19 protein-coding genes are annotated in these 15252 nt (G+C 36.3%); 17 read left to right on the top strand and 2 right to left on the bottom strand.

The features are described 5' to 3' along the window. The first annotated feature begins 77 nt into the window (after positions 1 to 77). From rplU to cgtA, 4 genes are all read left to right on the top strand, one after another. Entirely contained in the window at positions 78 to 389 is a 312-nt protein-coding gene (rplU, locus tag HNR69_RS04720) for a 50S ribosomal protein L21 (RefSeq protein ID WP_011608399.1), read from the top strand. Between the two features lie 20 nt (positions 390 to 409). Next, positions 410 to 667, top strand: a complete 258-nt coding sequence (gene rpmA / locus HNR69_RS04715) for a 50S ribosomal protein L27 (protein ID WP_011608400.1) — start codon at positions 410 to 412, stop codon at positions 665 to 667. 135 nt (positions 668 to 802) lie between these two features. Next, positions 803 to 1723 (top strand): DMT family transporter, encoded by a 921-nt coding sequence (locus HNR69_RS04710; RefSeq protein WP_012340377.1) that lies wholly within the window; start codon positions 803 to 805, stop codon positions 1721 to 1723. A gap of 10 nt (positions 1724 to 1733) precedes the next feature. Continuing rightward, positions 1734 to 2912: an Obg family GTPase CgtA gene (cgtA, locus tag HNR69_RS04705; protein ID WP_075293675.1), complete on the top strand. Its 1179-nt coding sequence runs from the start codon at positions 1734 to 1736 to the stop codon at positions 2910 to 2912. Between the two features lie 241 nt (positions 2913 to 3153). Here the strand turns inward: cgtA and ampD are convergent, their stop codons facing one another. After that, positions 3154 to 3723, bottom strand: a complete 570-nt coding sequence (gene ampD, locus HNR69_RS04700) for a 1,6-anhydro-N-acetylmuramyl-L-alanine amidase AmpD (RefSeq protein ID WP_075293674.1) — start codon at positions 3721 to 3723, stop codon at positions 3154 to 3156. A 122-nt stretch (positions 3724 to 3845) separates the two neighbouring features. Between ampD and ppdD the strand changes: the two genes are divergently transcribed. From ppdD to artM, 5 genes are all read left to right on the top strand, one after another. Then, positions 3846 to 4304, top strand: a complete 459-nt coding sequence (ppdD, locus tag HNR69_RS04695) for a prepilin peptidase-dependent pilin (RefSeq protein ID WP_075293673.1) — start codon at positions 3846 to 3848, stop codon at positions 4302 to 4304. A 145-nt stretch (positions 4305 to 4449) separates the two neighbouring features. Beyond that, on the top strand, positions 4450 to 5187 hold the full coding sequence (gene artP / locus HNR69_RS04690; RefSeq protein ID WP_012340409.1) for an arginine ABC transporter ATP-binding protein ArtP: 738 nt from the start codon (positions 4450 to 4452) through the stop codon (positions 5185 to 5187). Between the two features lie 17 nt (positions 5188 to 5204). Continuing rightward, positions 5205 to 5930 carry a transporter substrate-binding domain-containing protein gene (locus HNR69_RS04685; RefSeq protein WP_075293672.1) on the top strand — a complete coding sequence of 242 codons (726 nt, stop codon included), beginning with the start codon at positions 5205 to 5207 and terminating at the stop codon, positions 5928 to 5930. 4 nt (positions 5931 to 5934) lie between these two features. After that, entirely contained in the window at positions 5935 to 6606 is a 672-nt protein-coding gene (gene artQ, locus HNR69_RS04680; RefSeq protein WP_011608407.1) for an arginine ABC transporter permease ArtQ, read from the top strand. A gap of 10 nt (positions 6607 to 6616) precedes the next feature. After that, complete coding sequence (gene artM / locus HNR69_RS04675) at positions 6617 to 7300, top strand: arginine ABC transporter permease ArtM (protein ID WP_011608408.1); 684 nt, start codon at positions 6617 to 6619, stop codon at positions 7298 to 7300. Between the two features lie 105 nt (positions 7301 to 7405). On the opposite strand, the gene HNR69_RS04670 is transcribed toward artM, so the two are convergent. Then, on the bottom strand, positions 7406 to 7663 hold the full coding sequence (locus tag HNR69_RS04670; RefSeq protein ID WP_178384284.1) for a DUF5339 domain-containing protein: 258 nt from the start codon (positions 7661 to 7663) through the stop codon (positions 7406 to 7408). 489 nt (positions 7664 to 8152) lie between these two features. Here HNR69_RS04670 and HNR69_RS04665 point away from each other — a divergent pair, with 489 nt between their 5' ends. The 8 genes from HNR69_RS04665 (at position 8153) to tolB (ending at position 15246) form a co-directional block, all read left to right on the top strand. Next, the gene (locus HNR69_RS04665; protein ID WP_012340448.1) at positions 8153 to 9718 is read left to right on the top strand and encodes a cytochrome ubiquinol oxidase subunit I; all 1566 of its coding nucleotides are present in this window, start codon (positions 8153 to 8155) and stop codon (positions 9716 to 9718) included. 14 nt (positions 9719 to 9732) lie between these two features. Beyond that, positions 9733 to 10869, top strand: a complete 1137-nt coding sequence (gene cydB / locus HNR69_RS04660; protein ID WP_012340457.1) for a cytochrome d ubiquinol oxidase subunit II — start codon at positions 9733 to 9735, stop codon at positions 10867 to 10869. Positions 10870 to 10884: 15 nt separating this feature from the next. Beyond that, positions 10885 to 10983, top strand: a complete 99-nt coding sequence (locus HNR69_RS04655; RefSeq protein ID WP_075290566.1) for a cytochrome bd oxidase small subunit, CydX/CbdX family — start codon at positions 10885 to 10887, stop codon at positions 10981 to 10983. A gap of 261 nt (positions 10984 to 11244) precedes the next feature. Next, complete coding sequence (gene ybgC, locus HNR69_RS04650) at positions 11245 to 11670, top strand: tol-pal system-associated acyl-CoA thioesterase (RefSeq protein WP_075293671.1); 426 nt, start codon at positions 11245 to 11247, stop codon at positions 11668 to 11670. Continuing rightward, on the top strand, positions 11667 to 12350 hold the full coding sequence (gene tolQ / locus HNR69_RS04645; RefSeq protein WP_011608413.1) for a protein TolQ: 684 nt from the start codon (positions 11667 to 11669) through the stop codon (positions 12348 to 12350). The genes ybgC and tolQ overlap by 4 nt, the downstream gene beginning before the upstream one ends. Before the next feature lie 67 nt (positions 12351 to 12417). Then, positions 12418 to 12840, top strand: a complete 423-nt coding sequence (gene tolR, locus HNR69_RS04640) for a colicin uptake protein TolR (RefSeq protein ID WP_011608414.1) — start codon at positions 12418 to 12420, stop codon at positions 12838 to 12840. An 18-nt stretch (positions 12841 to 12858) separates the two neighbouring features. Then, positions 12859 to 13914, top strand: a complete 1056-nt coding sequence (gene tolA, locus HNR69_RS04635; RefSeq protein WP_075293670.1) for a cell envelope integrity protein TolA — start codon at positions 12859 to 12861, stop codon at positions 13912 to 13914. Between the two features lie 27 nt (positions 13915 to 13941). Then, the gene (gene tolB / locus HNR69_RS04630; protein WP_075293669.1) at positions 13942 to 15246 is read left to right on the top strand and encodes a Tol-Pal system beta propeller repeat protein TolB; all 1305 of its coding nucleotides are present in this window, start codon (positions 13942 to 13944) and stop codon (positions 15244 to 15246) included. Positions 15247 to 15252: the final 6 nt, after the last annotated feature.

Raw genomic sequence — 15252 nt, 5'->3', positions numbered from 1 at the left:
TTCGCAACCTATTTATATGAATTTTGATGTGCTAAATGAAAATAACATTATAAGCACTATTATCTAGCGGAGTATTTATGTACGCAGTTTTTCAAAGTGGCGGTAAACAGCACCGTGTAAGCGAAGGTCATGTTGTTCGTTTAGAAAAACTTGAATTAGCAACGGGCTCTACTGTTGAGTTCGATTCAGTATTGATGATCGTTAACGGCGAAGATATTAAGATCGGTACACCAGTAGTGACAGGTGCTAAGGTAGTGGCTGAAGTTGTGTCGCAGGGACGTGGCGAAAAAGTTAAAATCGTTAAATTCCGTCGTCGTAAACACAGTCGTAAACAACAAGGTCATCGTCAGTGGTTCACAGAAGTGAAAATCACTGGGATTCAAGCATAATTTCACAGGAGTTATAGAATATGGCAACTAAAAAAGCTGGTGGTTCAACTCGTAACGGTCGTGATTCTGAAGCTAAACGTCTTGGTGTGAAACGTTTCGGTGGCGAATCAGTATTAGCAGGTAGTATTATTGTTCGTCAGCGTGGTACTAAATTCCATGCGGGTTCAAATGTAGGTATGGGTAAAGATCATACTTTGTTCGCTACTGCTGATGGTAAAGTAAAATTTGAAGTTAAAGGCGAGAAAAGTCGTAAATACGTTTCTGTTGTAGCCGAATAATTTTATTGATACAGAGTGATGCCCCACAATGTTTTTGTGGGGTTTTTTGTTTTTAGAAAATTAATACTTTATTAGCACAGTTACCAGTGCGGTGCTATTATTGCACGAGTTTTGTATTTATATAGGAGGGCGAATATGAAACAGAAACCATTACTCGGGTTTATATTTGCATTGACTACTGCGATAGCTTGGGGATCTTTACCTATTGCATTACAACAAGTTATGAATGCTATGAGTATGCAAACTATCGTTTGGTTCAGGTTTATGGTTGCTACTGTTGCATTAGCTATTTTACTTAAATTAGCGAACAGATTACCTAAATTATCAGATCTCAATCGTTACTTTTTTGGACTGGTTATATTAGGTGTTATAGGGCTATCCGGAAACTTTAGTCTGTTTAATTCCTCATTAAAATTTATTGAGCCTTCTGTTACTCAAATTTTTGTGCATTTTTCTTCCTTTGCAATGATGTTCTGTGGAGTTGTGATCTTTAAAGAAAGGTTAGGATTACATCAAAAAATTGGTTTAGTTATTCTAATTATTGGACTTATCTTATTTTTCAATGAGCGAGCGGACCAATTATTTGATATTAATATCTATTCTATAGGCGTATTTTTAAGTATGTCGGCATCCTTGATTTGGGTAACTTACGGACTCGCACAAAAATTACTTTTACGCCGTTTTAACTCTCAACAGATTTTATTGATGATTTATACAGGGTGTGCATTTGTTTTTACTCCTTTTGTTGAGATTGAGCAATTGCAAAATCTAAATACTTTTACGCTAATTTGTTTTATTTATTGTTGTCTGAATACACTAATAGGTTATGGTGCCTATGCTGAGGCATTAAACCATTGGGATGTTGCCAAAGTAAGTGTTGTCATTACCTTGGTACCTTTGTTCACTATTTTATTTGCTCACTTATTAAATTTAATATACCCACAGTATTTTTCAGCCCCTGAATTAAATACGCTCAGCTATATTGGTGCGTTCATTGTTGTCTTTGGTGCAATGACCTCAGCTATTGGTTATAAATTTATCAAGAATAAAATTTAGGAGAAAAAAAATGAAATTTATTGATGAGGCACTGATTCGTATCGAAGCTGGTGATGGCGGTAACGGCTGTGTAAGTTTTCGGCGAGAGAAATTTATTCCGAAAGGTGGTCCTGATGGCGGTGATGGCGGTGATGGTGGCGATGTATATCTAATTGCCGACGAGAATTTAAATACATTGATTGATTACCGATTTGAAAAACGCTTTGCAGCAGAGCGTGGAGAGAATGGGCGTAGTTCTGATTGTACAGGACGTAGAGGCAAAGACATTACATTAAGGGTACCGGTCGGAACAAGAGCAATCGATAACGATACCAAAGAAGTGTTGGGTGATTTAACTAAACATGGTACCAAAATGTTAGTTGCAAAAGGTGGTTATCATGGACTGGGGAATGCACGTTTCAAATCTTCAGTGAACAGAGCACCAAGACAGAAAACCAATGGAACACCGGGTGAAAAGCGAGATTTGCAATTGGAATTAATGCTTTTAGCCGATGTTGGTATGTTGGGATTGCCCAATGCAGGAAAATCAACATTTATTCGAGCTGTTTCCGCAGCTAAACCGAAAGTTGCAGATTATCCTTTTACTACATTAGTTCCTAGTTTAGGCGTTACTCGTGTTGATACTAGCCGTAGCTTTGTGATTGCAGATATTCCCGGATTAATTGAGGGAGCTTCTGAAGGTGCTGGGTTGGGAGTACGATTTTTAAAACATTTGGAGCGTTGTCATGTCTTAATTCATTTGGTTGATATTGCACCAATTGATGAGAGTGATCCAGCGGATAATATTGCAATCATTGAAGGTGAATTATTTCAATATAGTGAAAAATTAGCGAATAAACCTCGTTGGTTAGTTTTCAATAAAATTGATACACTTTCAGATGAAGAAGCAACCGCACGTGCAAAGAATATTATGCAACGTTTGGGTGGGGAAGATGATTATTACTTGATTTCAGCCGCAACAGGTAAAAATGTAGACGTTTTATGCCGCGATATTATGGATTTTATTGAAGAAAATCCACGTCAAGAACAAGAAAAGATAGATGCTCAAGAAGTGAAATTTAAATGGGATGACTATCATCAAGAACAATTGTCCGAACAGGTCTTTACAGAAGATGACCAAGAAGAGGATGATTGGGGCGATTGGTCGGAAGACGATGAGGAAGGTGTAGAAATTATTTATAAACCTTAGCTACAGAATAAAATATGAGGGTTTCCTTTTTTATTTAAATTGAATGTTGATATTCATATTCTAAGTAGGAAACTCTCAGTTTTTGTAGTAAGCTGTCTGAGCAATGCTGATCTTCTACAGATATATCACCATAAAATATCTACTTGTTTTTAGTGATGAGCGGTTATTTTTCCTACATTTTTTTTCGTAAAAAAGTAAATAGAGAAAAATTGTTTTTTTATCAGTGTTTCTGCATCAGTAACTAAGATGTCTCTTCCTCTAATTTATTGAAATATCTTTGCCAATCAAAATATTGACCAGGGTCTATTTTTCTATTCGGAGATATGTGGCAATGTCCGACAATACGTTGTTTGGTTATTAAAGGATATGAATGCATAATGTCTAAAGTCAGACGTTCTAAAGATTGATATTGTTCTTCTGTAAACGGTTGAAGATTACTTCCTTCCAATTCAATGCCAATAGAAAAATCATTGCATTTTTCTCTCCCTTCAAATGAGGATAATCCGGCGTGCCAAGCCCTATCATTGAAATTGACATATTGTGTAATAGCACCATCACGAGTAATCAAACAGTGTGCTGACACTCGAATGTTTGCAATAGTGGCAAAATAAGGGTGTGCGAGAGGATCAAGGTTACCTAGAAAAAAATCATCAATATACGAACCACCGAATTGCTCTGGCGGTAAGCTGATGTAATGAATAACTAAAAGGGAAATATCACTATTTTCCGGACGTTGATCAAAATGTGGAGAGGGTAATTTTCTAGCCTCTGAAAACCAACCTGTGCAGATATTTTTTTGTTTATTGTTCATAAATTATTATTTTTGCGAGTCGGCTCGCAGAAAAAGTGCGGTCTATTTGTCGGTTTTTTTCAATTTCTACAAACTTTCACTTGCCATTCGGCATTGTCATTTTATTTAAAAAAGGAAACATTATGAAAATAACCTATATTTTTTCATCAGCTAAAAAAGGATTTACTCTCATAGAACTGATGATCGTTATTGCTATTGTGGCAATTCTTGCAACCATTGCAATTCCGTCATACCAAAATTATACAAAAAAAGCTGCGATTACAGAGTTGTTACAAGCTTCTGCTCCTTATCGTGCAGAAGTTGAGCTATGCGTGTATAACAATGATGCACCGACAAATTGTAATGCTGGAACAAATGGAATTCAAGCGGCAATCAATACACCAAAAGGTAAAGTAAAATCAGTTAGCGTGCAAGGTGGAGCCATTACTGTTACAGGGAATGGAAATCTTAAAGATATTACTTATACCTTAACACCAACAGGCGATGCTTCAACCGGCGTTACTTGGAGTGCAAATTGCAATAATAAGGCTGATCTATTTCCTGCCGGATTTTGCTCTTCTACGTCTACAAACTCTCCTTAAACCATTAATTACGGTGGGTTGTCTCACCGTTTCATATTAATTGCACTATAAAAAGAATTTTTTTGCAAAAATATTGCATATTTATTCAAACGGTGATAATGTTTGCGTAAATCAATTAATAACCAAAACGAGATCTTTTATTCAAATGACAATTAGTGTTAAAAATTTAAATTTTTTTTATGGTGCATCACAGGCACTGTTTGATATTAATCTCACAGCTGAAGATGGTGATACCGTTGTTTTATTGGGACCAAGTGGTGCAGGGAAAAGCACCTTGATTAGAACGTTAAACCTACTTGAAGTTCCAACATCTGGAGAATTGAGTATTGCCAATAATAAATTCGATCTCTCGCAAGATATTGCCAACCCAAAGCAAATGCGTCAATTGCGTCAAGATGTAGGTATGGTATTTCAACAATACAATTTATGGCCTCATTTGACTGTAATGGAAAATCTTATTGAGGCACCGATTAAAGTTTTAGGGATAGCGAAAGAAAAAGCCAAAGAACAAGCTATTGAATTATTAAAACGATTACGCTTGGAAGAATTCGCTGAAAGATTTCCACTGCACTTATCAGGAGGACAGCAACAGCGTGTTGCTATTGCTCGTGCATTAATGATGAAGCCGCAAGTTTTATTATTTGATGAACCGACAGCGGCATTAGATCCTGAAATTACAGCTCAGATTGTATCAATCATTCAAGAGTTACAGGAAATGGGCATTACACAAGTTATCGTAACGCATGAAGTTGCGGTGGCAAAAAAGGTTGCAACCAAAGTTGTCTATATGGAACAAGGTCGCATCGTTGAAATGGGGGATTCCAGCTGTTTTGAACAACCCTCAACAGAGCAATTTAAACAATATTTATCTCACTCACACTAATATTTAAGGAGCTTATTATGAAAAAATTACTTTTAGCAACAATGTTGGCAGCTGCTACGATTGGTGCAAATGCACAAGATATTACTTTTGCTATGGAACCAAGTTATCCACCATTTGAATTAACTAATGAAAAAGGTGAAATTATTGGTTTTGACGTTGATATTGCTAATGCAATTTGTAAAGAAATTCAAGCTAATTGTAGCTTCAAAGCCCAAGTGTTTGATGCGTTAATTCCAAGTTTAATTAAAGGTCGCGGTGGGTTTGATGCGGCAATTTCAGCGATTGATATTACGGAAGCCCGTGCAAAACAAGTAGCATTTACCGATTCTTATTATGAAAGTTCAGCCAGTTTTATTGCATTAAAAGGGAAAGCGGATTTAACGACGGCAAAAGTGGTTGGTGTACAAAACGGTACAACGTATCAGCAATATGCGAATAAAGAAGCGAAGCAATATCAATCTAAATCTTATGCCAGCTTACAAGATGCAATTTTGGATTTAAAAAATGGTCGTATTGATCTCATTTTTGGTGATACGGATGTATTAAGAGATATGTTTGATAAAAATCCGGAATTGCAGTTTGTGGGCGAGCGTGTAACGGATAAACGTTATTTCAATAACGGCTTGGGAATTGCGGTAAATAAAAAGAATACCGCACTTGTTGAGCAATTAAATAAAGGTATTTCGGCAATCAAAGCAAACGGCGAATATCAAAAAATTTATGATAAATGGATGACTAAATAATTTTATGTTTATTGATTATTTACCTTTAATGTATACCGCAACCCTGATGACCTTAGGGTTGGCGGTTTGTTCTTTATTACTCGGATTGGCATTATCTATTTTCTTTGTAGTATTAGAAACACACAAATGGGCATGTATTCGTAAACCGACAGCCACTATTGTGACATTATTACGAGGGTTACCTGAAATTCTTGTGGTTTTCCTAATTTATTTTGGCGTACCTGAAATACTGGAATGGGTAATCGGAGAATATGTAGAGTTTGGTGCCTTTGGTTGTGGCGTGGTTGCACTGTCTATTATTTTTGCTTCTTATGCTTCTCAATCTTTGCGTGGAGCAATTCAGGCTATACCTTTAGGACAGTGGGAATCCGGTGCGGCATTAGGTTTGAGTCGTAGTTATACGTTTATTTTTCTTATTATGCCGCAAGTTTGGCGACACGCTTTACCGGGATTGAGTAATCAATGGTTAGTGTTATTAAAAGATACCGCACTTGTGTCGTTAATCGGTGTGCATGACCTAATGCGTCAAGCTGAATTAATCAATACCAATACTCACCAACCTTTTACTTGGTATGGATTTGCAGCATTGCTTTATTTGTTGATTACGCTATTTAGTCAATTTATTATTCGTAAACTTGAGCGGCGAGTCACACGCTTTGAACGTGCTACAAATTAAAGGATGAAAAATGATTAAAGATTATTTTTTAACAATTGCACAAGGAATTCCAACAAGCTTAATTCTTACTATAGTTGCCTTGCTGGTAGCATTTTTTCTTGCTTTGACATTAACTTTTGCTCTTTCTATGGAAAAAAAATGGTTAAGTCTTCCAATTAATCTTTTTCTCACAATTTTTACCGGTACACCATTACTGGTGCAATTTTTCTTAATCTATGCAGGACCGGGACAATTTTCTTGGATTGTAAATAGTTTTTTATGGCCTTTATTATCAAGTGCGTGGTTTTGTGCAATACTTACATTAGCTTTAAATAGTACAGCGTATTCAACTCAGCTTTTTTATGGTGCGGTAAAAGCGATTTCTAAAGGACAATGGGAAAGCTGTGTTGCACTAGGTTTGAGCCGTTGGCAAACTTTGAAAATTCTTGTTCCTTACGCATTAAAAAGAGCATTACCTTCATATAGCAATGAAATAATTCTTGTCTTTAAAGGCACATCGCTTGCTTCAATTATCACTATTTTGGATATTATGGGGTATGCAAGACAACTTTATGGTACTGAATATGATGCACTGACAATTTATGGTATCGCAGGCGTAATCTATCTCATTATTACAGGTATTGCTACTTTATTATTACGCAGATTGGAGCGTAAGGTGCTTGTATTTGAGCGTTTAGAAACGGAGCGAGTGTAAATACACAATAACAAATACCGAAAAGTGATCTGTGCCTTAATTTATCGTTTATGAGTTATCTATTTAAGATTTAAGGAACAGATCAATATCGGTAATCACCAATTGCTATTTCGTATGAAGTTTTGCCAATCCGATATCACAACTTTTGATTTGTATATCATGCTCCATGGCGAGAATTTGTTGCTTACTTTGTTTTAATTTACTTTTTATTTTTGCCAGTTGAACATGTGTTCCCGGCTGTTTTTCTGCCTCAGCAATTAGATTTTCTGTTTCTTTAAATAATTTTTGGCACTGCTCAGGCAGAGTGTTTGCTTGGACATGAGTTGTTGTTATAGTTGCAAATACGCTAGCTAAAATAATCATTACTGATCTTGGTTTTAGCATTATATTCATTGATAACCTCTTGAAATTTTTTCAGAAAACCTTCGGAAACTATCAAAAAAAGACTGACATGTCTAGTTATTTATTGCTTCATATTTTTTTGTAAATTTTTACTATTTGGAATAAATGTTAAAAATTGTGAATATTCTATAATGTTTGATGTATATCAATATATAAGAAAGTGTTAAAGAAATGTTATTTGATTTAGATCTAAAAATGTGATCTTTATAACACTTTTATTGTTTTTTATTCTTACTTTTAGTAGTAAAATTAATACCGTTTTTGGGTTATCCACATGACATTTAATGGTGAACTGTGAAACTTATGTAAATTTTATGTTGTATGTTCATTTAAATAAATGTTTATGAGGATAGTTCAGTAAATCTACTTGAGGTTTCAACTTGAGTATTTGAGGGGTGGTTACATAGTAATCATTGTGAAAAACTTGTAGCATTGCACAAGGAGTTGGAGATGTTGGACGTTGTTGAACTCTCTAGATTGCAGTTCGCGTTAACTGCGTTGTATCACTTTTTGTTTGTACCGCTAACATTGGGTTTGTCATTTATCCTTGTGATTATGGAAACTTTATATGTTGCAACAGGCAAAGAAGTGTATAAAGATATGACCAAATTCTGGGGTAAATTGTTTGGTATTAATTTTGCCTTAGGCGTGACAACTGGGATTACAATGGAATTCCAATTTGGTACTAACTGGTCATACTATTCTCATTATGTTGGTGATATTTTTGGGGCACCGCTCGCTATTGAAGCATTACTTGCATTTTTCTTAGAATCAACATTTGTTGGTTTGTTTTTCTTTGGATGGGATCGTTTATCAAAAGCTAAACATTTATTAACTACATATTGTGTAGCATTTGGTTCTAACTTTTCGGCCATGTGGATTTTAGTTGCCAATGGCTGGATGCAAAATCCGGTAGCGTCTGAGTTTAATTTTGAAACAATGCGTATGGAAATGACCAGTTTTATGGATCTTTGGTTAAACCCTGTTGCACAAAGTAAATTCTTGCATACATTGTCTGCGGGTTATGTGACTAGTGCATGTTTTGTTTTAGCTATTAGTTCATATTACCTCCTAAAAAGACGTGATGTCGGATTCGCAAAACGCTCTTTCTCTATTGCATCAGTTTTCGGTATCATTGCAACTGTTTCAGTATTGATCATGGGTGATGAATCTGGTTACGAAATTGGTCAAACCCAACCTGTAAAATTAGCTGCTATGGAAGGTGAATGGCATACTCAACCGGCTCCTGCGTCTTGGAATATGATTGTTGTACCTAATCAGGCAGAGCAAAAAAATGATTTTGCTTTACAAATTCCTTATGCTGCGGGGATTATTGTTACTCGCTCATTAGACAAACAATTTACAGGACTAGTTGATCTACAAGCTCTTAATGAGCAACGAGTTCGTAACGGTATGGTTGCCTATGGTTTACTACAACAATTGAAGGCTGAGAAAAAGGCCAACGGTCAGGTTAATGAAGAAACTAAAGCACAATTTAACGCAGTTAAAGATGACTTAGGATTTGGTCTATTACTCAAGCGTTATACTGATGCGGTCGTAGATGCAACTGATGAGCAAGTTAAGCAAGCAGCTGCTGATACTATCCCAAATGTAGGACCAACGTTCTGGTCATTCCGTATAATGATGCTTGCCGGTGGTTTAATTCTAGTTCTGATGATTGCTGCATTCGTACAAAATATGCGTAAAACAGTAGGGCGTAGTCCACTTTTATTAAAAGCTTTATTATGGGGGCTTCCACTTCCATGGATTGCTATGGAAAGTGGTTGGTTCTTAGCTGAATATGGACGTCAACCTTGGGCTATTTATGATGTACTACCGGTTGGTGTGGCTGCGTCGAATTTAACAACAGCTGATCTTTGGTTATCTATTGGACTGATTTGTGCCCTCTATACAATCTTCCTAGTAGTAGAAATGTATTTGATGTTTAAATATGGTCGCTTGGGTCCGAGTTCGTTAAAAACCGGTCGTTATTATTTTGAACAATTATCTAAATAAGCAGGAGTCTAACCATGATTGATTATGAATTTCTACGTTTTATTTGGTGGATTTTAGTCGGGGTACTGCTTATTGGATTTGCAGTAACAGACGGATTTGATATGGGAGTTCTTAGCTTATTACCTTTCGCAGGCAAAAAAGAAGTTGAGAAACGTATAATGATCAATTCTATCGCACCACATTGGGATGGAAACCAAGTTTGGTTATTGACTGCAGGCGGTGCAATGTTTGCTGCTTGGCCGATAGTTTATGCAGCCTCTTTCTCCGGCTTTTATGTTGCGATGATTTTAGTTTTAGCCGCACTATTTTTCCGTCCTGTCGGGCTAGAGTATCGTGCTAAAATTGATAATCCAACTTGGCGTAAATTTTGGGATTGGGGATTATTTGCTGGTGGTTTTGTCCCATCATTGGTATTCGGTGTTGCATTCGGTAATTTATTGCAAGGTGTTCCATTTGAATTTAATGATTTGATGCAAGTAACTTATACAGGTTCTTTCTTTGAATTATTAAATCCTTTTGCGATTCTTTGTGGTTTAATCAGTTTTTCTATGTTAACCACACAAGGTGCTGCTTGGTTACAAATGAAAACAACATCAGAACTGCGTGAGCGTGCTCGTGTAATAACACAAGTAGGTGCTTTTGTTACATTGTTGACGTTTATTTTGGCTGGTGTTTGGTTATATTTCAAAGAAGGCTTTATTGTAACAAGTGTCCTTGATCATAATGCACCATCTGACCCAACTGTTAAAACAGTTGCAGTTGAAGTGGGAGCTTGGTTTAAGAATTATTTTGATGCACCTGTGTTGTTTATTCTTCCAGCATTAGCAGTGGGTGGTGCGTTGTTAAATATTTTGGCATCAAAAGCCAACCGTTCAGGATTTGCATTTTTCTTCTCGTCTATCACGATGGCAGGAATTATATTAACCTGCGGTGTTGCCATGTTCCCATTTGTGATGCCTTCTATTTCTCATCCGAATATGAGTTTATTAATGTGGGATTCAACATCAAGTGAATTAACATTAACACTAATGCTTGGTTTTGCACTGTTCTTTGTTGTTATTTTACTGAGCTACACCATTTGGGCTTATGCGAAGATGTTTGGTCGCTTAGATGCTGACTTCATTGAAGAAAACAAAAACTCATTATACTAGTAAGGAGATAAGATTATGTTTTATGTGTTATGGGTAGTGGGTGTTTTGTTCGCTGTTATGCTAAGTGCAATCATTACTATCAGTCTTGAGAAAACGGGTAAACTTGACGAATAAGGATTTTTCTTTATTGACTGAAAAATAAGGGCTTCTAAAGAGCCCTTTTATTTTTTCTTTTGTGTAAATTTTTCATGATCAAAAGTAAAAGTATTTTTTAACTAAGCACAGGGTTTATTTTAAGGTGCGATGTATAGTCTAAAAAAATATTTTTCTTTTCATTGTATTTATTCTTGCTAATATATTTGACTGAATCTAGAATACTTGGTTCATTTTTCATATAGAAATGAGAAAATAAAAGACTTTGTGAGGGAGAGTAATATGCCTGTTTTTAAATTGCCTGTTCGTGTGTATTACGAAGATACCGATGCCGGAGGTGTTGTTTATCATGCCCGTTATCTCCATTTTTTTGAACGGGCGAGAACAGAATACTTGCGAACGTTGAATTTTTCTCAGCAAAATCTATTAAATGAGCGAAAAGTTGCTTTTGTTGTGAAGTCAATACGGATTGACTACTGCGTTCCTGCAAAATTAGATGACCTATTAATTGTGGAAACTTATGTTGTAGCTATCAAGGGAGCAAGTATAGTTTTTTCACAAATATTGAAACGAGATGATGAGATCATTTCACAAGCTGTGGTGAAAGTTGCGTCAGTGGATCTTGTGAAAATGAGACCTGTGGCTATACCTCAAGAAATAAAAGCAGAAATTAAACTAAATGATAACATTTTCGGAGTTATGTCATGACCGCTGAATTAGATTTTTTAGAATTATTTTTAAAGGCTAGTATTGTTGTACAAATTGTCATTGTCATATTAATATCTTTTTCGATTATATCGTGGGCGATTATTATCCAACGTAGTCGCATTTTAACTCGAGCATTAAAGGACAGTACACTTTTTGAAGAACGTTTTTGGTCTGGAGAAGATTTGTATAAATTATATGATGGACTTTCTAATCGTCGTAATGGTCTAAACAGCAGTGAGCGAATTTTTTATGTTGGATTTAAGGAGTTTAATCGTCTGAAACAAGCTAATCCGGATGCCCCTGAAGCCATTATTCAAGGCAGTTCTAGAGCAATGAATTTAGCAATGAATCGTGAAGTGGAAGATTTGGAAACACGAGTTCCGTTTTTGGCAACTGTTGCGTCTATTAGTCCATATATCGGCTTATTTGGTACAGTATGGGGAATTATGCATGCTTTTATGGCATTAAGTGGTGCCAAACAAGCAACATTACAGATGGTTGCCCCGGGGATTGCTGAGGCTTTAATTGCAACGGCTATTGGTTTATTTGCTGCTATTCCAGCTGTAATGGCTTACAATCGTTTAAGTCTACGTGTGAATAAATTAGAGCAAAATTATGCTAACTTCATTGATGAATTTACGACAATTTTACATCGTCAAGCATTTGGTAAAAATCATTAAATGTATCAAAATTCTCCGTACTGACGGATAAAGTGCGGTTCTTTTTTCATAAGTTTAGAGGCTATCTATGTCTTATCGTCGAAAACGTCGAGATATTAAGTCAGAAATTAATATTATTCCTTTTTTGGATGTCTTATTGGTTTTATTGCTCATTTTTATGGCAACAGCACCGATTATTAGTCAGAGTGTTCAAGTTGAACTTCCCGAAGCTGTAGAAAGCCAAAATGTATCTAAAGAAGATAAAACGCCTGTTATTTTGGAGGTTTCAGGTATTGGACAGTATGCACTTTCCATTGGTGGAGAGCGAACTGAGGGGATAACAGAAGAATTAGTAACTCAACTTTCTAAGCAAGAATTTGACAAAGATAATAATACGTTATTTTTGGTTGGAGGGGCTAAAGATGTTCCGTATGAGGAGGTAATCAAAGCTTTGAATTTACTTCATGTTGCGGGAATAAAATCTGTTGGATTGATGACTAATCCTCTTTAAATATAAGTAGGTAACACAGTGTGTAATCATCGACAAAAAAATGAGCTTGGTGCCATTCTGCTATCAATTTTTCTGCATATTTTGTTATTAAGTTTGCTGGTATTAGGATCTAACTATAATAATGTTGAAATCATGGGAGGTGGAGAAGGTGATGGTGAAGTAATGTCTGCTGTTATGGTTGATACGGGAACTATTGCAAAAGAGTGGGGACGTTTACAGGAAAAGAAAAAAAGCAATCCGGATAAACAAGAAACCTTTGTTGAAGCAACGCAAGAAGACGAGTTAATGGAGAATGTTGATGTATTTGAAGAAAAAATAAGAGAAGATGAAGATGTACAGAAAAGACTTGCAGAGCAAAAAATAAAAGAAGAAAAAATTCAGCAAGAGCGTTTAGCAAAGCAATTGGAAGAAGATAATGCCAAGAAAGAGACTGTTGCAAAGTTGAAAGCAGAGGCTGAAGAAATGCGTTTACAGGCATTGGCAAAAAAAATTGAAGAAGAGAAAAAGGTTAGAGACGCTGAGGAAAAACAAAAAGCAGAGAAGTTAGCGAAAGAGAGAGCAGAGAAGTTAGCAAAAGAGAAAGCGGATAGATTAGCCAAACAAAAGGCACTTAAGGAAGCAAAAATAAAAGCGGAAAAAGCAGCTAAAGCAAAAGCGGAATTAGCTCAACGCAAAGCGGAACAAGCGGCGTTAGATGATTTTTTCAATGGAGGTGATATTGCAGGAAGTAGCAAAAATGGTGGAAATATGACGATGAAAGGTTCTCAAGGAGTGGGGACTGGTTTTGAAAACGGCAAAGGCGGAAGAACTGGAGAGCAATATGCCGCTCAAATTAAGAGAGAAATTCAGCGTCGCTTTCTAAAAGAACCTAGGTTTGCTAATAAAGTTTGTGTTATTGAGGTTGAATTAGCAAGAGATGGAACGATCACTAACTTTAGAAAATTATCTGGCTCAGATGATATTTGTACTGCGGGGTTATCAGCGGTATCTAGAACGAAAAAGGTACCGGAGGCACCAACTGATGAGATTTATAGAAAATATAAGAAATTCCCACTCGAATTTAGATTGAAATAATTAAAGAAACTAAAAGGTAAAATTTATATGAAATTTTCTGCATATTTAACTACATTATTCATAGTACTTTTTAGTTTGTTCATACAAACCGTACAAGCTGAAAGTGAGGTAAGAATTGTCATTGATGAAGGGGTTGATAGTGCTCGGCCTATTGCGATAATTCCATTTAAATGGAATGGTAGTGACTCTATGCCGATAGATGTAGCTGATATCATTTCTGCAGATTTACGCAATAGTGGTAAATTTAATCCTATTGCAGTCAGTAAAATGCCTCAAAAACCGACATCAGCAAGTGAGGTAATTTCCGATGTTTGGTCTTCTTTAGGCATTGATGCAGTAGTTGTTGGACAAGTTACACCAAATGAAAAAGGATATAGTATCGCATATCAATTAGTAGACACTATCGGTGCTTCAGGAAATGCGGGAGAGGTACTAAGTCAAAACCAGTACGCTGTACCGAAAAATGCTATTCGTTTAGGTGCTCATACCATCAGTGATGAAGTTTTTGAAAAGCTGACTGCAATTCGTGGTGCATTTAGAACTAAAATTGCATACGTTGTACAAAAGAACGGTGGCTCAAAACCTTATCAAGTTCGTGTTGCAGATTATGATGGACATAATCAATTTATTGTTTATAGTAGTTCGCAACCATTGATGTCTCCCGCTTGGTCGCCTGATGGTAGTAAATTGGCTTATGTATCTTTTGAAAATCGTAAATCTCAATTAATTGTACATGATTTACAGTCTGGAGCTCGTCGGGTTATTGCTGCATTCCCTGGGCATAATGGAGCTCCGGCATTTTCTCCTGATGGTTCAAAATTGGCATTTGCTTCATCAAAAGATGGCGTATTAAATATTTATGTCATGAATTTAGGAAGCGGGACTATCTCTCAGTTAACTAGCGGTGCAGGCAACAACACGGAACCTTCTTGGTCACCGGATGGGCAATCTATAATTTTTACTTCGGACAGAGACGGCGGACCTCAAATTTATCAGATGGATGTATTTGGTAATGGTATATCATTAGTTTCTGCTGGTCGGGGGTATAGTGGAAAAATCTCTGCAGATGGTAGTATATTAGTGATGATTTATGCCGATAATATTGTTAAAAAAGATTTGGCGACAGGTGTGACGGAAATGTTAAGCTCTACTTTCTTAGATGAAAGCCCAAGTATTTCACCCAATGGAATTATGATTATTTATAGTTCTACACAAGGTCTAGGAAAGGTGCTACAATTGGTTTCCGCTGACGGTCGTTTTAAAGCACGTCTACCAAGTAGTGACGGTCAGATTAAATTTCCAGCTTGGTCACCATATTTAAATAAAAACTAGGAGAGG

This window comes from Histophilus somni (assembly GCF_014202395.1).
In the GTDB taxonomy this organism is placed as follows: Bacteria; Pseudomonadota; Gammaproteobacteria; order Enterobacterales; family Pasteurellaceae; genus Histophilus; species Histophilus somni.
Note: the sequence above shows the minus strand (reverse complement) of the source record. Positions and strands in the feature narration are given on the sequence as shown.

Excerpts from the sequence above, each read along its gene's own strand:
- tolB (WP_075293669.1), top strand. The coding sequence starts at position 13,942 with ATGAAATTTTCTGCATATTTAACTACATTATTCATAGTACTTTTTAGT.
- artM (WP_011608408.1), top strand. The coding sequence starts at position 6,617 with ATGATTAAAGATTATTTTTTAACAATTGCACAAGGAATTCCAACAAGC.
- HNR69_RS04665 (WP_012340448.1), top strand. The coding sequence starts at position 8,153 with ATGTTGGACGTTGTTGAACTCTCTAGATTGCAGTTCGCGTTAACTGCG.
- rplU (WP_011608399.1), top strand. The coding sequence starts at position 78 with ATGTACGCAGTTTTTCAAAGTGGCGGTAAACAGCACCGTGTAAGCGAA.
- ybgC (WP_075293671.1), top strand. The coding sequence starts at position 11,245 with ATGCCTGTTTTTAAATTGCCTGTTCGTGTGTATTACGAAGATACCGAT.
- HNR69_RS04710 (WP_012340377.1), top strand. The coding sequence starts at position 803 with ATGAAACAGAAACCATTACTCGGGTTTATATTTGCATTGACTACTGCG.
- HNR69_RS04655 (WP_075290566.1), top strand. The coding sequence starts at position 10,885 with ATGTTTTATGTGTTATGGGTAGTGGGTGTTTTGTTCGCTGTTATGCTA.
- HNR69_RS04670 (WP_178384284.1), bottom strand. The coding sequence starts at position 7,663 with ATGATTATTTTAGCTAGCGTATTTGCAACTATAACAACAACTCATGTC.
- cgtA (WP_075293675.1), top strand. The coding sequence starts at position 1,734 with ATGAAATTTATTGATGAGGCACTGATTCGTATCGAAGCTGGTGATGGC.
- tolR (WP_011608414.1), top strand. The coding sequence starts at position 12,418 with ATGTCTTATCGTCGAAAACGTCGAGATATTAAGTCAGAAATTAATATT.
- tolQ (WP_011608413.1), top strand. The coding sequence starts at position 11,667 with ATGACCGCTGAATTAGATTTTTTAGAATTATTTTTAAAGGCTAGTATT.
- cydB (WP_012340457.1), top strand. The coding sequence starts at position 9,733 with ATGATTGATTATGAATTTCTACGTTTTATTTGGTGGATTTTAGTCGGG.
- HNR69_RS04685 (WP_075293672.1), top strand. The coding sequence starts at position 5,205 with ATGAAAAAATTACTTTTAGCAACAATGTTGGCAGCTGCTACGATTGGT.
- rpmA (WP_011608400.1), top strand. The coding sequence starts at position 410 with ATGGCAACTAAAAAAGCTGGTGGTTCAACTCGTAACGGTCGTGATTCT.
- artP (WP_012340409.1), top strand. The coding sequence starts at position 4,450 with ATGACAATTAGTGTTAAAAATTTAAATTTTTTTTATGGTGCATCACAG.
- artQ (WP_011608407.1), top strand. The coding sequence starts at position 5,935 with ATGTTTATTGATTATTTACCTTTAATGTATACCGCAACCCTGATGACC.
- ppdD (WP_075293673.1), top strand. The coding sequence starts at position 3,846 with ATGAAAATAACCTATATTTTTTCATCAGCTAAAAAAGGATTTACTCTC.
- ampD (WP_075293674.1), bottom strand. The coding sequence starts at position 3,723 with ATGAACAATAAACAAAAAAATATCTGCACAGGTTGGTTTTCAGAGGCT.